The organism is Granulicella mallensis MP5ACTX8 (genome assembly GCF_000178955.2).
Lineage (GTDB): Bacteria > Acidobacteriota > Terriglobia > Terriglobales > Acidobacteriaceae > Granulicella > Granulicella mallensis.
Map to the genome: position 1 here is coordinate 1,008,137 of NC_016631.1, position 19,791 is coordinate 1,027,927.

The 19,791-nt window shown below is 57.4% G+C and carries 14 protein-coding genes; 4 read left to right on the forward strand and 10 right to left on the reverse strand.

Annotation, left to right across the window (positions count from 1 at the left end; genetic code table 11):
* Window positions 1-287: 287 nt before the first annotated feature.
* The 8 genes from ACIX8_RS04295 to ACIX8_RS04330 all read right to left on the reverse strand — a co-directional run bounded on the left by ACIX8_RS04295 (window position 288) and on the right by ACIX8_RS04330 (window position 10,819).
* On the reverse strand, window positions 288-3,017 hold the full coding sequence (locus ACIX8_RS04295; protein ID WP_014264096.1) for a TonB-dependent receptor: 2,730 nt from the start codon (window positions 3,015-3,017) through the stop codon (window positions 288-290).
* Between the two features lie 90 nt (window positions 3,018-3,107).
* Window positions 3,108-4,256, reverse strand: a complete 1,149-nt coding sequence (locus ACIX8_RS04300; RefSeq protein WP_014264097.1) for a PepSY-associated TM helix domain-containing protein — start codon at window positions 4,254-4,256, stop codon at window positions 3,108-3,110.
* A gap of 174 nt (window positions 4,257-4,430) precedes the next feature.
* Window positions 4,431-4,880, reverse strand: a complete 450-nt coding sequence (gene cynS / locus ACIX8_RS04305; protein ID WP_014264098.1) for a cyanase — start codon at window positions 4,878-4,880, stop codon at window positions 4,431-4,433.
* Window positions 4,881-4,962: 82 nt separating this feature from the next.
* Entirely contained in the window at window positions 4,963-6,123 is a 1,161-nt protein-coding gene (locus ACIX8_RS04310; RefSeq protein WP_014264099.1) for an NAD-dependent formate dehydrogenase, read from the reverse strand.
* A 541-nt stretch (window positions 6,124-6,664) separates the two neighbouring features.
* Window positions 6,665-7,576, reverse strand: a complete 912-nt coding sequence (locus ACIX8_RS04315) for a LysR family transcriptional regulator (RefSeq protein WP_014264100.1) — start codon at window positions 7,574-7,576, stop codon at window positions 6,665-6,667.
* A 76-nt stretch (window positions 7,577-7,652) separates the two neighbouring features.
* Window positions 7,653-8,897: an MFS transporter gene (locus tag ACIX8_RS04320; protein ID WP_044176147.1), complete on the reverse strand. Its 1,245-nt coding sequence runs from the start codon at window positions 8,895-8,897 to the stop codon at window positions 7,653-7,655.
* A gap of 204 nt (window positions 8,898-9,101) precedes the next feature.
* Window positions 9,102-10,022 (reverse strand): carbohydrate kinase family protein, encoded by a 921-nt coding sequence (locus ACIX8_RS04325; protein WP_014264102.1) that lies wholly within the window; start codon window positions 10,020-10,022, stop codon window positions 9,102-9,104.
* Window positions 10,019-10,819, reverse strand: a complete 801-nt coding sequence (locus ACIX8_RS04330) for a GntR family transcriptional regulator (RefSeq protein ID WP_014264103.1) — start codon at window positions 10,817-10,819, stop codon at window positions 10,019-10,021. Before ACIX8_RS04330 ends, ACIX8_RS04325 begins: the two co-directional genes overlap by 4 nt.
* Before the next feature lie 395 nt (window positions 10,820-11,214).
* On the opposite strand from ACIX8_RS04330, the gene ACIX8_RS04335 reads away from it, so the two are divergent.
* On the forward strand, window positions 11,215-14,589 hold the full coding sequence (locus ACIX8_RS04335) for a TonB-dependent receptor (RefSeq protein WP_014264104.1): 3,375 nt from the start codon (window positions 11,215-11,217) through the stop codon (window positions 14,587-14,589).
* Between the two features lie 384 nt (window positions 14,590-14,973).
* Here the strand turns inward: ACIX8_RS04335 and ACIX8_RS04340 are convergent, their stop codons facing one another.
* Complete coding sequence (locus ACIX8_RS04340; protein WP_014264105.1) at window positions 14,974-15,276, reverse strand: hypothetical protein; 303 nt, start codon at window positions 15,274-15,276, stop codon at window positions 14,974-14,976.
* 663 nt (window positions 15,277-15,939) lie between these two features.
* Between ACIX8_RS04340 and ACIX8_RS04350 the strand changes: the two genes are divergently transcribed.
* Together ACIX8_RS04350 and ACIX8_RS04355 are read left to right on the forward strand one after the other, a co-directional pair.
* Window positions 15,940-16,887: a carbohydrate kinase family protein gene (locus tag ACIX8_RS04350; protein WP_014264107.1), complete on the forward strand. Its 948-nt coding sequence runs from the start codon at window positions 15,940-15,942 to the stop codon at window positions 16,885-16,887.
* Window positions 16,888-17,020: 133 nt separating this feature from the next.
* On the forward strand, window positions 17,021-18,190 hold the full coding sequence (locus ACIX8_RS04355) for a DUF481 domain-containing protein (RefSeq protein WP_044176149.1): 1,170 nt from the start codon (window positions 17,021-17,023) through the stop codon (window positions 18,188-18,190).
* Window positions 18,191-18,237: 47 nt separating this feature from the next.
* On the opposite strand, the gene ACIX8_RS04360 is transcribed toward ACIX8_RS04355, so the two are convergent.
* Window positions 18,238-18,792, reverse strand: a complete 555-nt coding sequence (locus ACIX8_RS04360) for a TetR/AcrR family transcriptional regulator (RefSeq protein ID WP_014264109.1) — start codon at window positions 18,790-18,792, stop codon at window positions 18,238-18,240.
* A 139-nt stretch (window positions 18,793-18,931) separates the two neighbouring features.
* Between ACIX8_RS04360 and ACIX8_RS04365 the strand changes: the two genes are divergently transcribed.
* On the forward strand, window positions 18,932-19,732 hold the full coding sequence (locus tag ACIX8_RS04365) for an SDR family NAD(P)-dependent oxidoreductase (RefSeq protein ID WP_014264110.1): 801 nt from the start codon (window positions 18,932-18,934) through the stop codon (window positions 19,730-19,732).
* The last annotated feature ends 59 nt before the right edge of the window (window positions 19,733-19,791 follow it).

Below are 19,791 nucleotides of genomic sequence, written 5' to 3' on the forward strand. Positions count from 1 at the left end.
GGCATGGGCAAGATAGCAACCTTCGGGGTCCTTCGACTACGCGTCCCCAAAGGCCGGGACGCTACGCTCAGGATGACGGTTCTGTCGTGAGATAAAAACAAAAATGCTGTGGAGTGCGAGTCATCGATCCAGAAGTTCTCTGCAACGGGCCTCCGAGGCGTCTTTGCGCCAGCCCCGTTCGTCTATTGAAACAGTCGTCAGCCTCTTGGGTTGTCGATCTCGGACCTCCTCCGGTGCTTCGCCAAAAAGACAACCGGAGGGGGTCTTCCTTCACTTTTCAAAAACATTTAGAACAACAATCTAGCGCCGAACTGAAACTGCCTGGCAGGATCGCTGTTGGAGATGCCCGCTGTCGGAATCATGAAGGTGTTTGCAGGCTTGATCCCGTTGCCGTAGGTTGTCGTCAACTTTACGTAGTTACCATGGTTGAGGACATTGGAGACCTCGGCCCGGCTTTCGATGTTCAGCTTCTGCCAGATGTGAAACGTTCGCGTCAGGGCCAGGTCCGTTTGTGCCTGTACGGGGCCTCTGAAGGAGTTTCGTGAGACTCCAAAGGCTCTGTCGGCAAGAATTCCATCACCGTCGTTATCCACGCCCGAGAGCGGATTGACCGGTAGGCCAGAGGCTGCGACGGTGACTCCTGTGAGACGAACTGCCGCGGGAAGATTCAGGATTCCCGTAGCGACAAAGCGATGCCGCTGGAAGTAATCGGACGGACCGCTTTCGCCGGTCTTCACGTTCCATACGCTGGGAGTGCCGGTCGAGTTGCCGCCGGTGAAGAACACATTCGTAATGTTGGAGCTCAACAGGTACGCGGCCTGAAACTGAAACAGTCTTCCAACGTGCCGCGATAGCTGCACCTCTCCCGAAGTGTTCCGCGCGTTTCCCACGTTGTCTACCTGCTCGACGTTGGCCACGGCGATCTGTGTGCCATCGCTTCTGGGATAGAAGAGATAGGGCCTCGTAGCGTTCGCTGCTGCCGTTGTTCGCGTCTGTCCTGCGGCAGTTCGGATAAAGGGAGCTGGAGCGTTCAGATTGTCGAGCATGAGTTGATGCCTTGAACCCATAAATACGGCATCGACTTGAAGCACCCAACCTTTGGGCAACCGTTGTTCGATGCCTGTTGAGACCTCCATCGTGTAGGGATTCTTCAAGTCAGGATTGAGCAACATGATGTCGCGACGATCCGCCGCTCCTCCTACGATGGGTGGGGTGGGGTAAGACGGATTCGAAATGGTGTAGCTCGCCGCAGAAGAGTTCGGGCCGAGGTTCAAGGCGTTACGCTGCAACTGTCCGTAGATCTGATCGTAGAAAAGTCCTGCACCGGCGCGAACGAGGGTGTTGCCATTCCCGAAGGCGTCCCAGGCGAGGCCTAATCGTGGCTGGACATTGGCCACTCCGGAGCTGTTGGATTGATAGTCGTAACGAACTCCGAGATTCGCCTTGAGCCTCTGGGTTGCCTTCCATTCATCCTCGGCAAACGCGGAGACGATCTCCTGTCCATACTGCAGCACCTGGGCTCCCACCGTTTGCGTGTACTTCAGCGGCTGCTGGTTCGGAGTCGGCGCCCCCGCAGCGAAGGTGTACGTTCCGAGCGGCGTGCTGATGAAGTTGTAGTCCGTGTACTGATGGATGTAGTCTCCGCCTGCCGTAATCGCATGGGTGCCAAAGGTCTTCGAGATCGTCTCTGCCGCCTGCCACGCCTGTGCCCTCAGATGCTCGACTGCTGAGCCACCCGTGGTCGAGTAGCTGGGCCTTACGATCTGAATGCTCGCAGCCAGGGGCGTGTACCAAAGAGGCAGCGAGTTCGAGTAGGAGATTCTGAAATCGTTCAACCAGCCTCCGAACAGGGAGCGCTGTGTAATCTGTCCTGCCGCACTCTGCTGGATGTCGGTTCGCGCAGCGTTTGCCTGAACAAATCCTCCGACAATATCGTTCAGGTTATTGCTCTTGAGAAAGTCGCCATTCAACCGAACTGTCGTAAACTCGCGATCGCTCCACTTACGGTCCAACCGGACCAGGCCCATGTAGGAGTTCTGGATTCCATCGAAGAACCCCGGCACAGGGGATTGGATGAACGCACCGCGCTCCTGATGCTGCTGCTCGTAGGAGGCGAGAAAGTAGGTCTTGCCTCGTTGCACCGGACCGCCAATCGTGCTGCCCCACTGCTGCTTTGAGTTGGGCACATGAAACGTCGAGACGGGTGGCGCTGCCTGAATTCCAGAGGGTCTTACATATCCAAAGGCCTCTCCATGAAACTGGTCGGTGCCCGATCTTGTCGAAAGAAGAATGACACCTCCACTCGATCTGCCGTACTGTGCCAGATACTCGTTGGTAAGAAGCTTGAACTCGCCGATAGCAGAGATCGACACATTCTGCTGTGGTCCGTTGGACAGAATGAAGTCGGAGTCCGTGCTGCCATCGAGCTCGTACTGCGTGAAGCGGAACGACTGATTGTTGATCGTCAGCCTGGTGGAACTACGACCATCCGATCCCGAGCCGACAGTATTTCTGGCCCTCGGATCGACCATCGCAAACTGCGCGAGATTTCGATTGGTACTTGGCAATTGCGTGAGTTCGGTGGGGTCGAGCGTTCGCGTCAACTCCGGGGCCGTCACCAACTCTGAAGAGGTGTCGAAGACTGTAATCGTCTGCTGCAGGGGATCTACTCCAAGTGACAAGCTAAGCAATGTGCCGTCCGCCATCACGCCTTCGCGGGTTAGGCGGTTCATCCCGAGTGCGGTCACGGTGAGATGATAAGGGGTTCCAGCGGTCAGTGCGTGAAAGACAAAACTTCCATCATTCTGGCTCGTCGTCTCCATGCTTTTACCGGACGCATCCAGGAGGACGATGTTTCCTCCGGCGATAGCCGCCCCGGAACTGTCCTGTAGAACACCGTGAATCTCCGTCGCCGCGACTCCTTCCGGTTTCTGGGCATGGATCCATGAGAACGACGAGACCAGGATAAATCCAGTGAGACACAAGATCACACGAGCAATCTTTACGAGCGAAGACATGAGCGTACCTTTCTGTTGCAACGGAGACTTGCTTGTTGTGGGAAACGATTTTTGGGGGATTCCGGGCTAGCGCGATAGGGACGGTCTGATCTAGACCAGCTCCAGTGCTACCTTCTGCTCGACCTTGACGGTGCGCTTTCTCCACGCTGCCAGCCTGCGAAGCGCCAGCGAGAATCCGGTCCATATCAGGAGAAGCGCAGCCAGTGCTGCGATCAACGCGATCAACTGACCGGTTACCCCAAAGAGTTCGCCGGTGTGCAGGTAGCGCGCATAGAGTCGCCACTGGCGGCCGCGCGGCTGGCTGTCGAACGGCTCCCAACGCACGACCTTTGCGTTCTTCAAGGAGAGAACGAGCTGCGCTCTTTCCTGAGGGCGACCGCCCCTTCCGTCATCGATGGAGAAGGTAACGTTCTTGTCCTTCTCTCCCGGCATCCGAAGCGACAGGCTGTACCAGCGAGCATCCTGCAACTTCGCACGCGCTATCAGAGGATCAAGAAGGGTGAGATCGGAGAGGGAGCCATGCTGCATCTGTCGCTCTGCCGGAGCCGTCGGCAGAGGAGTTCCTGCCGCTCGATAGAGCAGCCCGTTGGCCCAGCCATAAGCCATGATCGAACCCGTTGCAGAGATGATGAGGAGCGGAACCGCCAACCAGAATCCAGCGATGTTATGCAGATTCCACTCGCGAGCCCTGCCCGCCAGGTTCCTGCGGAACGTAAACGCGGACTTCAGATTGGCAGCTCGCCAGCGGCGCGGAAACCAGAGGATCAATCCACTGAGCAGGAGGAAGAAGAAACCCAGGTTGGCAGCATCCTTCACGTACCGCAACCCCTCATGCTGGCCGCGGCTCAGGGCGACCCAGCGATGCAGATCACGCACGGAGTTGAAAAATATCCGAAGCCTGCTGGCACCTGGCCCGAGCACCTTGCCGGTGCAGCCATCGACGAGCAGAGTCGCGTCGCCCTGCAAGGTCACTTGCGCCGGCACGCCAGGGTCAGAGAAGAGTTGGACCGCCGTAGCAGCTTGACCGCTTTGCGCCTGAGCCGACATCAGAATGGCCGATGGAACCGTGCAAACTTCGCCTGGCGAAGGAATGTTGGGCTTGATGCCCCGCTCGGCAAAGTGGACGATCTGCGTTTGAAACGCCAGGATCGTTCCGGTAACCGCCATATAGGCGACCCCTAAACCCACCGCAATTCCAACGATCAAATGTGCCCAGAACAAGAGGCGTCGTACGCTCATACTACTGTCTCCATATGGATGGAGGCTTGTAGAGCCATACCTCTAGGGCCTGCTCGTGAGCCATCATCGCCGATCTCAAGAATTACCCGGGCGCTTCGCCAAAAGACTCCCGGATAACTCACCTTCAAATGAAGACTAAATTGGTCCTATATTTAAATCAAGCCTACCCTGGCTCTAATAGCGCTTGTAGGAAAGAAATTTTCCGGACATGTTGATCTTGACCCTGTCGCCTTTGGGGTTGGGCTCGCGTTCGATCTGCATGTCGAAGTCGATGGCGCTCATGATGCCGTCACCAAACTCCTCTTCGATCAAAGCCTTCCATGTCGTGCCATAGGTCTGCACCAACTCATGGAAGCGGTAGATAAGAGGATCGGTGGGAGGCAAGGCCGGCAGGGAGCCACGTAACGGTGGTTCGGTCAATATGGTGGCTTCTATTGCGGTCAGCCCGAGGAGCCTGGCTGCATTCTCCGCTTCAGTTTTAGTGAGTGTCATCTGCCCGAGCAAGGCTGCGGTGTAGAGAATCGGAGAGCCAGGACCGATGCCCTCTGCGATCTGCTTCCAGCTCAGATTACGGCTGCGCTTCTCGTCTTGAATCTTGAGTGTGAGTTCTTCTCTTGTTGCCATGTTGGTTCTTCCTCGTTTCGATGGGGAGCTTAACTGAAATGGGCGGAGCCTACGCTCCACCCATTCGTGATTGCCGGCAGGGCTACTTGCTGACAGTGTAAGAGTGCGCGCCGGTTCCGGCGAGTTTTCCGCCGTCGACGATGAGATATTCCTCACGGATGGGGCGCTCTTCGAACCAGCACTCCAGGATCTCTCGTGTGCCTGCCGCATAGCGTGCCTGTGCGGAGAGCGAGGTACCCGAGATGTGAGGAGTCATGCCGTGATGCGGCATCGTCCTCCACGGATGGTCCTTCGGGGCCGGCTGCGGGAACCAGACATCGCCCGCGTATCCGGCCAGTTGTCCGCTCTCGAGTGCGCGAACGACCGCATCCCGGTTGCAGATCTTGCCGCGTGCTGTGTTCACGAGATAAGCGCCACGCTTCATCTTGGAGATCAATTCGTCATTGAAGAGATCGAGTGTGCCTGGATGCAGCGGAGCGTTGATGGTGACTACGTCGCAGACCTTGACCATGTCTTCAACGCTGGGATGGTAGGTGAGGCCGAGTTCGTTTTCAACGCTCTCGGGAAGCCGATGCTGGTCGAAGTAGTGCAGCTTCACATCGAAAGGCTTCAAACGCTTGAGGACGGCGAGTCCGATGCGTCCCGCGGCAACGGTACCCACGTGCATGGCTTCGAGATCGTACGAGCGTTCCACGCAATCGGCAATGTTCCATCCGCCTTTGATCACCCACTGGTAGGACGGGATGTAGTTGCGCACGAGCGAGAGGATCATCATGACGACGTGCTCCGACACGCTGATGCTGTTCGAGTACGTGACCTCAGCTACGGTGATGCCGTTCTTGATCGCCGCTTCGAGATCGACGTGATCCGAACCAATGCCGGCGGTGACCGCCAATTTGAGTTTCTTCGCTTTGGCGATTCTCTCCGGTGTGAGATAAGCAGGCCAGAAGGGTTGGGAGATGACGATTTCAGCATCGGGAAGTTCGCGCTCGAAGACAGAGTCTTCGCCTTCCTTGTCCGACGTTACGACAAGCGTGTGGCCCAGGCCTTCGAGATACTTGCGCAGGCCAAGCTCTCCCGAGACGCTGCCCAGCAGCTCACCTGGAGTGAAGTCGATTTGTTTGGGGGTGGGTGCCGTCTGTCCGCCGGGATAGTGATCGATCTTAGGGACGTCAGCGCGTGCGTAGGATTTCGGGTAGCCGGTGATTGGGTCGTCGTACAGAACACAAAGTATCTTTGCCATTGCTTCCTCCACTTACAGAAGCAAAGCTCTCAAACCGAAAGAACGACGGTCAAACAAACTCTTTCGATGGGTCAATCGATGATTTCGATCATGATTGCATGCATGTAAAAGTCCCGTATAGCGCGTCATCAAATTGTTGTTTCGGGCTAAAGATTGAGCCGTGCAAATAGCTTCTTGTGGCAAGGACCGGAAGGGCCTGGCTTCAGCCAGGCCGTAAAGGTGAAGCTCAGTCCTCTTCCTCTCTGCCGAAGGCTGGAGCGAAGGCGTAGCCGGAGCGACTGAATTGCTTTCCTTGATGTCACCAAGACTGTACAAGGCTCAGCAGAGATGTATCCGTAGCTGGAACTGGCTTGCTTGCCGCGACCAAAGAAGGCAATTCAGTCGTTACGCCCTGCGGGCTTCACTCCAGCCTTCGGCAGAGAGGTACGGGTCTTCGGCCTGGCCTTCTATGGCACGGTTGAAACCGTGCCTTTCCGCTCTATGCCTCAACAAACTGTTTGCACCGTTCGATTTCGCTCCAGAAGCAGTTTGATGCCGCATCCTATTCGAGCCTGCGGGCAATCTCGTGTTTCGAATTCATCTCCTTCGCCATATCCAGAAAGGCGCGCGCTGCAGGAGGCAGGGGATCACGGTCGGATGCGACCAGGCCGACGGCATGAGTCGTATCCGGTTCCACAAGAGCAAGAGCGCGCACACCTTCCATCTCTCCCACGAGCGGCAGAAACGAGTGTGGCACGATGGTCGACCAGTGTCCGAAGTGGAGATGGGACCAGAGCGTGATCAGCGAGTTGGTCTCGATCATCGCGTGGACCTCCGCTCCAGCCTCGTGAAAGTGCATATCGAGGATGCGGCGGTTCTGCATGTCGGAGGTCAGAAGACACAGGGGATAGGTCGCGGCCTCCGACCAGGAGATGGTCTTGCGATCCTGAGGGTGCTCGCCATGCCTTGTGAGCAGGACGTATCGCTCCGTGTAGAGCTGCAATCTGCGGACTCGCACCAGCGGCTCGTTGTCGAGATAGGTCACGCCGATGTCGAGGCTGAAGTCGTCCAGACCTCGCTGGATCTCGATCGAGGTCAGTGACCGGATCACGGTTGTGGCTTGCGGATGGCGTTTTGCGAAAGGAGTGGTGAGAAGAGAGATCATCGGCAGCGTTACGGGAATTGCGCCGATCTTCAGTTGACCTCCCAGACCGCGGCGCATCTGCGTGAGGTTCTGCTGCAGCCCTTCAAAGTCCGTCATGACGTGCTGCGCCCACTCCAAAACCTTTGCGCCCTCGGGCGTGAGGCCGACGTAGCGCTGGCCGCGCTCCACAAGCAGGACTCCAAGGCTCTCTTCCATCTGCTTGATTCCCGCAGAGAGGGTGGATTGCGAGACATTGCAAGAGGTTGCGGCTCGTGCGAAGTGTCTTTCGCGTGCCAGTGCGGTAAGGAATTCGAGATGCCGAAGAATCATGGGATATCGCTAACGATTTAAATCATATAGTTTCACCATGCGCAGGGCGGCCGTAAAGTCCGGGTGCGTGCTTCGATCAAACAGCCAGGGGTGTCCGTTGTGGTCGCTTTCCAGGAAGCAGGGCAACCAGCAGACAGCCAATGATTGTCAGGGCGGCGAAGACCATGAGCACCAGGCGGTAGCCGCCTGTGGCGTCGACGACATGCCCGGCTCCCCATGAAGCGAAGAGCGTCTGCACCACGAGCAAGGGAGTGGAGAGCCCGATGATGGCTCCGAAGTCGGCGCGTCCAAAGGTCTTGGAGACGACGACAGGAATCATCACACCCGATGCCCCGCCGCCAGCGCCAACCAGCAGGCTTGCCAGTGCAAAAGAAGTAGAGGATCTGTCTTCGATCAGAAGCAGACAAGCGAGCAGGCAACCAAGCGGAGGCAGTGCGGCAAGCATCCACAATGGGATTCTGTCTGCAAGCCATCCGACTACCAGTTTGGCGGCGAGAGCAGCAAGAGCTAACCGGGACATGAAGAGGGAAGCGGTTCGGACATCCACACCACTCGCCTTGGCCATGGGCACGAAGTACGTGATCAGTTGATTCACGATCAGCGGCGTGAGCGTGATGATGATCGCAACCAGCCAGAAGAGCGGCGAGGGCAGGAGTGAGGCAATCGCGCGGCTTGATTCTTTCTCCGGAGTGACATCGGCGGAGAGACTGACGACTGGCTGGCCGTCCGGTGCCAGTCCTAACTCCTCCGGCCAGTCGATGACATAGCGCAGGACCAGGGGGATGAAGAGCAGGATGATGCATCCATAGCCGAGCATCGTGTTCGAGAAGCCGAAGTGGTGAATCGAAAAGGCCATGGCGGGCGCGCCCAGAAATCCCGGCACGGCGAAGCCGCAGGCCGCAAGCCCAAACGCCATGCCGCGACGGGCGATAAACCAGTGCGCAATCATCGTCTGCGCTACCGGCAGTCCTAACTGACCGATTCCAAACAGCACTCCGTAGATCAGTGCGATGTGCCAAACGTGCGACACCAGACTCAAGCAGAGATACCCGACCGCCATGCACCCATAGATCACGACGGCAAAGACGCGCAGCTTGTATTTGTGCGCAAGAACTCCAAACAGCGCTGATGCGATTCCATAAGTGATCGTCATCAGCCCAGTGGTCGCCAGAAAGATCTGTTGATTCGAGACCTTGAACATCTCACGAAAGGAGACGATCAGGATGCCGTTGAGATAGAGCTGGCCGAAGCTGACAGCCTGGGTAAGCGCCGCCAGCAGCACGATGACCCATCCGTAGAAAAATCGAGATTTCGGTTGCATGGTTTCCGGTCGTCTTTCGTGAAGCAAGGCCAGGGGCTTCTCAAAGTGAACCATACTTCGTGGCTGGCTGTTGCCGTGCTAATCCAAACTGCAACGCAAAGTGCGCGAAGGACGCCAAGTTGATGCAAGGAAACTCTGCGCAAACTTGGCGTCCTCGGCGCACTCCGCGTTTGCAGTTTTCTTCCGCTTCGTGCCCCATCCGCACTATCCACCCATCGGGTGGAGCTCTACGCGTTGAAGAAGTGCCGCGAGACGGCTGGCCGCTTCCTGTCCGGTTGCGGCGGAGAGACTGGAAAAGCTATACGACTCAATACAAAAGGAGGCCGATACCGTGCCGTAGAGCAACGCTGTGATGGGATCGTCGCCTCTGGCGAATCCGGCCAGCACGCCACCGCAAAAGGCATCTCCCGCCCCTGTTGTGTCGACCGGTTCAACGGGTATAGCTGGGATATGAATTCGCTCGCCGGCTCCTGCAACGTGAGCGATCGCACCCTCTGCACCGCACTTGATGGCGATCAACGCCACATCCGGTGCAAGGGCTCGCAGCTTGTGCAGGGCTTCGAGCGGAGTCACCCCCGGAAATATCGCGAGGATATCTTGCCGGCTCGGCAGAAAGAGATCGACGGCACGGATGAGTTCGACGATCTCCTCGAGATGCGCGCGGCCGAGGAGATCATGATCGTCGAGATCGAGTGAGATAAAGAGCGTGCCTGCCTTGCGAAGTTCTCTCGCCAATCCTATGGCGATATCGTGCGGCAGCGGAGCAATATGGGCCGCAGATTGAACGCCGGAGAGCGCATCTGCAAGCTTCGGGCTGAATGCATTCCAGTCCCTGGTTGCGCTGCGTGAGACGAAGTGCCGCCTTCCGTCTTCCTCGTAGAGGCCCCAGTTGCGCAGCGTGCGCGGCACGCGCCGGCAGCGCGACAGGTCGATGCGTTGGTCCAGAAGTTCTATTGGATAATCAGCGCCCAGGGGAGCAACGATGCTCACGCGTCCTGTCCAGAGTGCGGCTCCTAACGCCGCATAGATAACACTGCCGCCAGGAACGGCCCACCGAGTCGATCCGTCGGGGAAGACGAGATCGTCGATGGTGAGGTTGCCAAAGACGGATACAGAGGAGGTCACGCCCTCGTCCCAGGCCGTGCCAGGGTAAATTGCACCAGGGAAGAGTTGTGGTAGATCACACTGTACAAGCCACGACGGCGTTGGGCTTCGAACTGGATCTCCCGCATCAGCAGGAGAGGGAAGCCGGGCTTAACCTGCAGAAGCTCCGCATGTTTTTTGCTGGCGGCAACGGCCGTTACCGTCGCTTCGCTCGATATCAGGTGCCGTTGGAGTTTCGTTGCCATGAACTCGTAGATCGAGCCTCCGTCGAACATCTTGATGAGCGGCAGCTTCCACTCGGCATCGTCGAGAAGCGCGATGTAATCGTAGGCCACCACGAGAGGCGTTGCTCCCGCAAGCCGCAGGCGAAAGATCTCGGCGACGGGGGAAGACTCCGGAACATCCAGCGCCGTGGCAACTTCGGCGGTGGCGGCAACTTGCCGAATCTTCAAGCCATCCACCCTGGCCTCATTGCCATTCTCGCGGATCAGGGCGGACATGGAGTTCATGGTGTCGAGAGGGCTGCTCAAGTACCCCTGGCTCTCCGCGACGAACGTGCCTACGCCGTGGCGAATCGTGAGCAAACCCTCCAGGGTTAGAAGACGAGTGGCTTCGCGCAGAGTCTGCCGGCTTACCCCAAGCTCCCGTGCAAACTCCACTTCGCCGCGAAGTTGAACCCCACGCTCCAGCTTTCCCGACTGAACCTGCTCGCGGATGGCGTTCGCAACGCGCGTCGCAAGATTCTCCCGGGGTACTCCGTTCCAGATGCGTTCGTTCAGCCCCTTGGTGGAGAGCTCGTTCAGGTCCCTGTTGATCATGTTTCCCAATTATGCCAGCACGTTAAGAGCACGGTCAACGGACGTATGAGGTCAGACGTCTGTCGTGAATTAACCGTACAGTAACTTTCCATTCTCGCTGCATTTACTTACCCGACTTAGTTTCACTTCTGGCTATTCATGAAAAGGAAGGCGCATTCAAAGATGCAGGCATAGCAGAGAGGGAATCCTTCGCGGTCCAACCACTGGCCGTAGCCGAGAACGAACTGAGGACTCCATCTGTAGCACGCCTAAGATCGGCCGACCAGCTCCTCAAAACCTAAATTTGGTTCTTCGACAGTAGCCAGCAGGCAGTGGAATTCTTGCGCTCATTTTTCGACTTTACCGAGGAGTCGCGTGGCGCAGTTGGACGGTAACACCTAACCCAGGAGAGGCTTATGACAGTTAGAAAGTTAACAAGATACGTATTGATGCTTGTCTCGCTTGCGAGTGTGCATGCGCGGATGCAGGCGCAGACCGCGGTCGATGGGGCCATCGGTGGAACCGTAGAAGACAAGACGGGCGCTGTGATCTCTGGCGCGAACATCGTCATCCACAACAACGGCACCAATGCCGAGCAGAACATCACCTCGGACGCAGCCGGATTCTTTCGTGCGAACCACCTGCAGCCCGGAACTTATACCGTCACGATCTCAGCGCCGAACTTCGAAGCCTTCAGGTCGGAGAAGGTGGATGTAACCGTTGGCTCGCTCACGAACGTGCAGTCCAGCCTATCGCCCGGATCTTCCAGTGAGATGATCGACGTCACCAGCGCGGCTCCCGCGATCAACACCACGAATAACGACTTTACGAGCACCATTGATCTCAAGGCTCTCGAAGACCTTCCGGTCAACAACTACCGCTGGTCTGCCTATGCCTTGCAGGCGCCAGGTGTTGTTGAGTCCGGCGGGTTCGGTCTCCTCAGCTTCCGCGGACAGAGCACTCTGTTGAACAACATCACGATCGATGGCGCGGACGATAACCAGGCGTTCTTCTCCGAAGAGCGCGGCAGAACCAACATTGGATATTCGACGCCAAAGTCGGCGATCCAGGAGTTCCAGATCAACACCTCGAATTACTCCACCGAGTATGGAAGAGCGTCAGGTGGAGTCGTCAACGCCGTTACCAAGAGCGGCGGCAACCAGTTCCATGGAGAGGGTTACTTTCTCGACCGCGATTCGGCATTAGCTGCGTTCAATGACTTCACCTCGGAAAACGTGCAGAAGACGCCGGGTGGCCCCTTTACGTCGGTGCCCATCAAGCCTACCGATATCCGCAAACAGGAAGGGTTCGCCTTCAGCGGCCCTCTGATTCACGATAAGCTCTTCTTCTTCTTCGCACTGGACCGCTTCTACCACGACTTTCCCATCGTCACGGTACCCAGCGCGCCCTCGACGTTCTATGCGCAACCCTCGGCTACTCTGCCGGGCAACGCAACCTGCCCTGGCAGTACAAATCCCATCAGCAGCGTAACGACGTCCGCAAACTACGATCCGAACTTCTTTGCTGACAGTGGTGCCTGCACGCTGCAGACGAACCTGAAGCTTGCTACCTATGCAGCGGCGAGAACGGATTACATCTCAGGGCAGACAGGCTTGAACTCGTTGCTGGGACAGGCTGCGCGCTTTGCCGACCAGACCCTGTTCTTCCCCAAGATCGATTGGCAGATCAACGGCAAAAATCATCTCAGCGCAGAGGTCAATCGGCTCCGCTTTATCTCGCCCTCCGGTCAGCAGACCAACGCAACTGCCAGCTATGGAACCCAGAGCATCGGCAACGTCTATGCTCGCGATACCTGGGGTGTGGCCCGGCTCGACACCTACATCACCTCGGCCATCAGCAATGAGGTCCGTTACCAGTACAGCCGCGACTTCGAGTTCGCGGGTGCCGAAACGCCCACCTCCTATGAGCAGAGCACTCTGCTCAACACGGCGACGGGATATTCCAATCCTCTTGGCTTTCCTCCCAACGTCTCCATCACCGGAGCCTTTCAGTTCGGCACGCCCACCTTTTATCCAAGGCCTGCCTATCCTGACGAGCGCCGCTGGCAGGTGACCGATACCGTTCAATGGGTGCGCGGCAACCATACCTTCAAGTTCGGTGGCGATTACATTCACACGAACGACCTGAGCGAGAACCTGTCGAGCTTCTATGGCGGATATAGCTATACGACGCCGGCCACGTATCTCACAGACTTCTACCTTGCGCAGAATCCCGCCACAGTCTCCCAGGCCGCTCATTACAGCGGATACCAGCAGGGCTTTGGTCCGCTCGGATTCGAGTTCCAGACCGGTGACTATGCGGGCTTCATCCAGGATGAGTGGAAGGTGAGCCCGAGGCTCAGCGTCACCCTAGGCCTGCGCTACGAGTACGAGCAGGTCCCCAATGCGCAACTCCCCAACCCGCTCGTTCCTCAGACTGAATCCCTGCCCAGCGACAAGAACAACATCGCACCTCGTGTCGGCTTTGCCTATGATGTCTTCGGAAGCGGCAAGACGATCCTTCGTGGCGGCTACGGCATCTTCAACGCGCGTTTGATCAACTCGACCATCTACAACGCGATCGCGCAAACAGGAGCGGCTGGAGGACAGGAGCAAAGCCCGAACCTGCTGCCGGGCAATCCCGGTGCGCCGGTGTTCCCGCAGATCATCTCAGGATCTCTGGCGTCCTCGGTCACACCGAACGTGATCTACTTCGATCCTCACTTCCAACTGCCGCAGGTCCATCAGGCGGATTTGAATGTGGATCAGGACCTGGGCTGGAATACGACGCTGACCCTGAGCTGGCTCGGTTCCTACGGGCGTGAGCTGCCGAGCTTCGTCGATACCAACCTGCCTGCCCCGGTGAACGTCACTTACACGGTCGTCAACAACAACTCGTCGGGCCTGTTGACGAACGGAGCGCAGATCAGCACCCGATTCTACGGCTATCCGGTGAAGTCGCCGGTAGCAGGTGCGCCCGCGCCGCCGGCTGTAGCCGACTTCGGACGTCCTGATGTGCGCTACGGCGCGAAGACGGACATCTTCAGCGGCGTCAACTCCAACTATGAAGCGTTTGTGGCGCAGATCAATCATCGGATGAACCACAATGTGCAGTTCCAGGCGAGCTATACCTGGTCTCATGCGTTGGACTACGGCGAGAACAACACCACGTTCTCCAGCAGCAATAGTCTTCTCGATCCGCTGAACCTGCGGGCAGAGTATGGCAACTCCGTTCAGAACGTGCCGAATCGCTTCATCGCTACCGCGGTCATCGACTCGCCCTGGAAGGCGTCGGGATGGAAGAGCTACCTGGTCAACGGGTATGAGCTGTCTCCGAGCTTCTCCGCCCAGAATGGCGAGCCGTACTCGGCGACAGTGAATGGAAGCCCGACGAACCTGGCCACTTCAGGAAGCGTGACAGGCTATATCACGGGCACCAGCACTGGCTTCACGGGCTCTGGCGGATCGACACGCATCCCCGGATTCCAACGGGATACGTTTGAGCTGCCAAAGACCTACGTGCTGGACCTGCGCGGTTCGAAGAGGTTCACGATCCGCGAACGCTACAGCCTGGAGTTCCTGGCCGAGGCATTCAATCTTCCGAACCATCAGAACATCACAGCAACCAATACCCCTGCCTACGCTTTTGGCACGGCAACGGGAGCTAACGGGCAACCGTACAGCACGCTCACCCAATACACCGGGGCGGCCTTCGGATCTGTCAGCAACTCCAACAACAACATGATCTACACCCCGCGTCAGATTCAATTGGGAGTACGTTTGCAGTTCTAAGAACTCGGCGGTGTCTGGTGGATCATGGACAACGACATGTCTTGTCCAGATCCTCCCACAGAATCGTCATCCTGAGCGAAGCCCCTCGCGCTTTTTGCGAGGGGCGCAGTCGAAGGACCCCGAGTGTTGCTATCTTGCCCATGTCCTTCGCACCTTTTCCACCTCAAGCGTTCGAGCCTGGACGTTCGTGCTGGAAAAGGTTCCGACATCATGGGCAAAATGGTAACCCTCGGGGTCCTTCGACTCCGCGTCCCCAAAGACCGGGACGCTACGCTCAGGATGGCGTTTTTGTAGAGGACGTAGATAAACGCTAGAGGCAGGGGATGGGGTCTATCTCCTGCCTCTGCGAAGCACGAATCAATGGAAGCGGGTGACAGGAGACTGTCACCCGCTTTTCATCTCTGCAAGAAGCGCTTCTGTTAGGGCCTTCCACTCTGCCTCCAGGGTGGTCTGACGGAAATGACTGCCGCACCGCTGATACCAGTAATCAGCGTTCCATGATTCGCCTTCTTTGCGGTGGAGATAGGCATGAACAGCCATGCCGTTCTGTGTCTCCAACTCATCGACCAGGGCATGAGCCTGAGCCCAATCTCCCTTTGCATCCCACCACAGAGCTGCGAGTGGAGCGGGCAGATTGTTGTTTGGTGATTCGTCTGTAAGCGATTCTGTGAATTGCTTGAAGTTCATCGTGGTCCTCCGAACTACGCTCGGATCTTCAGGGCGTGGCTCTGCTTTGAGTAGCTTTCCATAGAGTCTGCGCAGTTGCTAGAACGAAGATCAAGAAAACCCATTGGTCGGCGACCATCCACACGACACCTCCGTAGACGTAAATAATCCAGGTGTTGTGAACTACATCGCTCAACATAAGCAGCATAAGCAGCGTGATTCCTAACCTCGGCCTGGCGAAGAGAAGGATGGCAACAAGCGGATCAAGAATCGTCAGCGCCGACCAAAACAGCACCGTGCCAAGTGGTTTGCCTCCATAGTTCCATCGCCAACCATGACGAGCCAGAATCGAAGCGTGACTGTAGGTACCTGCCGCAAGGCAGAGAACGTAGACAATTCGAATCCATCCCGCCCTTTTGTCGGGTAAACCAAAGGCCATGATTGGAGTTTAGGTGCCAGTCCGGCTTACGCAAAACGAAGGTTTCGCAGGGCTGAGCGCGCAGGTCAAAACTTCCGCGATTCGAGTTGAAAAGGCTGTTGCAATTGCCTCTCCATTGGATACAGGTTTGCACAATGAGTGCCAGCGATTTTCTGATGTTTGTTGTGGTGAACTCTTCCTACCCCACTTGAACGAGGTTCGAAGGCTCTGCTGACATCAGATCCTCTTAGCAATTAGCATAAGGAGTGGTCTATAAGCAGCCTCCTATAACAAAAGTCGATCTGGTCGGTGTCGGTCTCAACGCAACGGATACCGTCATCCCACTGACATCATTTCCCACTCTCGGTTCCAAGATCGAGTACAGCGAACGCAGCATTCTGCTCGGCGGCGAAATCTCTACCGCTGTGATCGCCTGCCGCCGCTGGGGGCTGCGCACCCGGTACATCGGGCGCCTTGGCGACGACTATGCCGCACGTCTTCACCGCGCTGCCTTTGACGACGTCGGCGTCGAGTCCCGCATCCTCACCGTGGAGGACGCCTCCAGTCCGCAGTCTCTCATCCTTGTCGACGGCTCGGGCGAACGCACGGTCCTGTGTCATCGCGATCCGCGCCTGACCCTGCAACCGGAGGACATGGAGCGCAAATGGATCACCTCTGCGCGAGCGCTGCTCGTCGATGGTTATCACACCACCGCGGCCATCACCGCCGCGACCTGGGCCCGCGAGGCAGGCATCCCCGTCATTGCCGACCTGGATGTCATCCGCCCCGGCATCAACGACCTGTTGCCGTTGGTGGACTACGCCTTTGCCAGCCGCGACTTTCCGACAGCGATGACGGGTGAGCCGGATCTAAAGAAGGCTCTGGCCAGTCTCCGAGACCAGTTTCATTGCCGCCTGGTGGGCGTCACCCTGGGACAGGACGGCATCCTGACCTGGGATGGCGAGCAGTCGATTCAGCGGCCTGCCTATCGGGTCTCTGCCGTCGATACCACAGGCGCCGGCGATCTCTTCCATGCTGGCTTTGTCTATGGACTTCTGCAGGGCTGGCCCCTCGAGCGTCAGCTTGATTACGCCTGCGCGGCCGCCGCGCTTAACTGCACCCGCGCCGGCGCTCGTGGCCGCATCGGAACCGTCGATGAGATCTCGCAACTTATGACAGGCGATAAGCGATACGACATTACTGAAGCGCGCTAGGACAGGCGACAACCAATTTCGGCGGCTGTGGATACACTTTCACGCAAGTTGCCATCATAAGAGAATGGTTCGACGAAATCGGTTCTCTGAGTTTTTGCATGGCGGCTTTTGTGTCTTACGGGCAATCGTTTGGGTGGCGCTGACAGTTGCGGGGGCTCCCCTGCGAGCGCAGGCAGGCAAATCCGATTCAGCCGCCAGAAGTGAAGCCAGGAGTGACAAAGACACGATCACCTTCGACAACGGGGATACGCTGACCGGCAAAGTCGGCAAGGTCGTGTACGGGAACATGAGCTTCCACAGCGACGCGCTGGGAGACCTGACGATTCCGTTGACCAAGATCAAGGCGATGCATACGACGACGGCGTTCGCGGCGGGGACAACGACAGCACCGCTCACGAAGAAGAACGTTGCGGAACAGGTGCCGGTAGGAAGAATCGAGCTTGAGAACGAGACCCTGAGCGTGATGCTGTCGCAGGGCGAGGTGCGGACGTTTCCCGTGAAGGACCTGAGGTTCATGCTGGATGAACCGGCTTACCGGCGGGAGCTGCACAACCAGTCGGACTTTTTGTATGGGTGGTATGGCACGGCCACGTTGGGCGCGAGCGTGGTGGCTTCAACCAACAATGCACAAACCTATACAGGTACGATCGGATTGGTACGAGCTATTCCGACGATCGCCGGGCTGCCCGCAGGAAGCAAGACGATCCTGAACCTGAGCGGAACCTACGGTCTGGCGAAGGACCCGGAGATCGTCTCCGGCGGCGATGTATTTCAGACGGCGTCGGTAACGAAGACAGACATCCTGCATGGCGACTTGGAGTACGACAAGTTCTTTACGCCGATGGTGTTCGGCCTGGTGAGCGGCAGCGCGGATCACAACTTCGGCAATGGCCTGGAGCTGCAGCAAGCCTATGGTGCGGGCATCGGCTGGGGCATCCTGCGCAGCCCGCAGAACGATCTCTCCATACGGGCGAGCCTGCAGTATGAACAACAGCAGTTCTATAACGGTATTACCAGCGGACTCGGAACGCCGACAGAGAACCTGGTGAGTGCTTCCGTCGGCGAGACGTGGAGCAGAACATTCCCGCACAGCATCAAGTTCAACGAGTATGTGACGCTGGCCCCGACGTTCAATGTGGTCAAGGCGTACTCGGGCGTTGCGGGAGCGGGATTTGTCTTCCCGGTCTATAAGAACCTGAACTTCTCGGTGACGACCACAGACAACTATCTCGGCGACCCGCCGGAAGGATTTCAGCGCAACACGTTTCAGCTCACGACTGGCGTTACCTATACGTTGAAATAATCGGGTGGCCGGTTCAGGTCGATTCATGCACCGGTAACGTTGAAGCTCTAGCCGATGCGCTTCCTTGTCTCGTCCAGAATCTCCCTGGCAAATACCGGGTCATCCACAGCACGCGCCAGGATAACGGCTCCGACCATGCTGCTGAATGCGTGTATCGCCAGGCCTCTCGCTTGTCGTTTCCCTCGGGCCCATGGAAAATGCTCGCTGAAGGTCGCGATCGTCTCCTTCAACTTTTCCGTGAAGGGCTTTGCGATGGCAGGCTCGCGTGCGACTTCGACGGCCAGAGCGGCTATGGTGCATCCCCCTTTGAGATCCGAAGCATGTGCGGAGCTCAGATACGTGTCCAGATAGTCCCTCCGTCCGCGCTCCGTTTTGGGATACTCTTCGAGTTCCGATGAGCCTCGGTCCATCGCGCGCGTCAACGCCTCAACGATCAGTGCCTCTTTCGAAGAGAAGTGGTTGTAAAACGGTCCGTGGGTTAGACCAGCCGCCTTCATCACCTCTCCTACTGAGACATTAAGCCCATCCTGGCGAAAGAGACGAATCGACTTATCCAGAATCTCCTCATGCTTCTTTGCGGTCTCTGCTGCTGATACACCCATACGCTCTCCCTTCGCTGCTGCACCCTTTCAGGATAACTCCATGATACTCATCATGCTCATTGCTTGACAAAGAGCATGATATATATCATGCTCTTTTTAGGAGCAATTCGGTTGCTCTGAGAAAGAAGAGGAGCACACGATGTCCAGCAAATTGGGAACAGCAGTGGTGACGGGAGCGTCATCCGGTATTGGAGCGGTTTACGCAGATCGTCTCGGCGCAAGAGGGTATGACCTTCTGTTGGTGGCCCGCAGGGTCGAGCGTTTGGAGAAGCTTGCGGCCGATCTGCGCAGCAAGTATGGGGTTCATGTAGAGGTCGTTGGTGCGGATCTGGGGAAGGCAAGTGACCTGGAACAGTTCGCCGACCGTCTGCGTGGCGACGAGCACGTGACGCTTCTGGTTAATAATGCGGGGCTGGCCTATATGACTCCTTCTGCAGAGCTCAGCGCAGCCAAGGCACAGGAGCAGATCAACGTAAACGTTACGGCGCTCGTGCAGTTAAGTCTTGCCGTGTTGCCCCGCTTCGTCGCGAAGAACGCGGGAACTTTGATCAACATCAGCTCGGTGCTTTCCATCTTTGCGATGCCCCTGTCGACCACGTACAGCGGCACGAAGGCCTTCGTCACACTCTTTACCCAGGGTCTGCAGCAAGAGGTCAAGGACACAAAGATCCGTATTCAGGCTGTCCTGCCGGCGTCTACCGCAACCGAGATCTGGGATGTCGCCGGTATCGGCGGTCATGGCGTGCTCGATCCGGCGACTGTGATGAGCACGGAGGCGTGTGTCGATGCAGCGCTGGCCGGACTGGACGCGGGGGAATTGATTACATTCCCCAGTCTTGAGGACGGAGCACTTTGGAGCCATCTGGAGCAGGCGCGATTGGCAATTCCTGCGGCGGTGAACACCAGAATTCCGGCTAGTCGCTACACATCGCGCGTCTGATCGGTACATTCTCGCAGCATCACTGCACGCGAGCCCTGTAGGGCTCGCGTGCGTTTTTG

Coding starts and splice junctions, on each gene's coding strand:
- ACIX8_RS04340 (WP_014264105.1), bottom strand. CDS start 15,276: ATGAACTTCAAGCAATTCACAGAATCGCTTACAGACGAATCACCAAAC.
- ACIX8_RS04300 (WP_014264097.1), bottom strand. CDS start 4,256: ATGAGCGTACGACGCCTCTTGTTCTGGGCACATTTGATCGTTGGAATT.
- ACIX8_RS04315 (WP_014264100.1), bottom strand. CDS start 7,576: ATGATTCTTCGGCATCTCGAATTCCTTACCGCACTGGCACGCGAAAGA.
- cynS (WP_014264098.1), bottom strand. CDS start 4,880: ATGGCAACAAGAGAAGAACTCACACTCAAGATTCAAGACGAGAAGCGC.
- ACIX8_RS04335 (WP_014264104.1), top strand. CDS start 11,215: ATGACAGTTAGAAAGTTAACAAGATACGTATTGATGCTTGTCTCGCTT.
- ACIX8_RS04360 (WP_014264109.1), bottom strand. CDS start 18,792: ATGGGTGTATCAGCAGCAGAGACCGCAAAGAAGCATGAGGAGATTCTG.
- ACIX8_RS04295 (WP_014264096.1), bottom strand. CDS start 3,017: ATGTCTTCGCTCGTAAAGATTGCTCGTGTGATCTTGTGTCTCACTGGA.
- ACIX8_RS04365 (WP_014264110.1), top strand. CDS start 18,932: ATGTCCAGCAAATTGGGAACAGCAGTGGTGACGGGAGCGTCATCCGGT.
- ACIX8_RS04310 (WP_014264099.1), bottom strand. CDS start 6,123: ATGGCAAAGATACTTTGTGTTCTGTACGACGACCCAATCACCGGCTAC.
- ACIX8_RS04320 (WP_044176147.1), bottom strand. CDS start 8,897: ATGCAACCGAAATCTCGATTTTTCTACGGATGGGTCATCGTGCTGCTG.
- ACIX8_RS04330 (WP_014264103.1), bottom strand. CDS start 10,819: ATGATCAACAGGGACCTGAACGAGCTCTCCACCAAGGGGCTGAACGAA.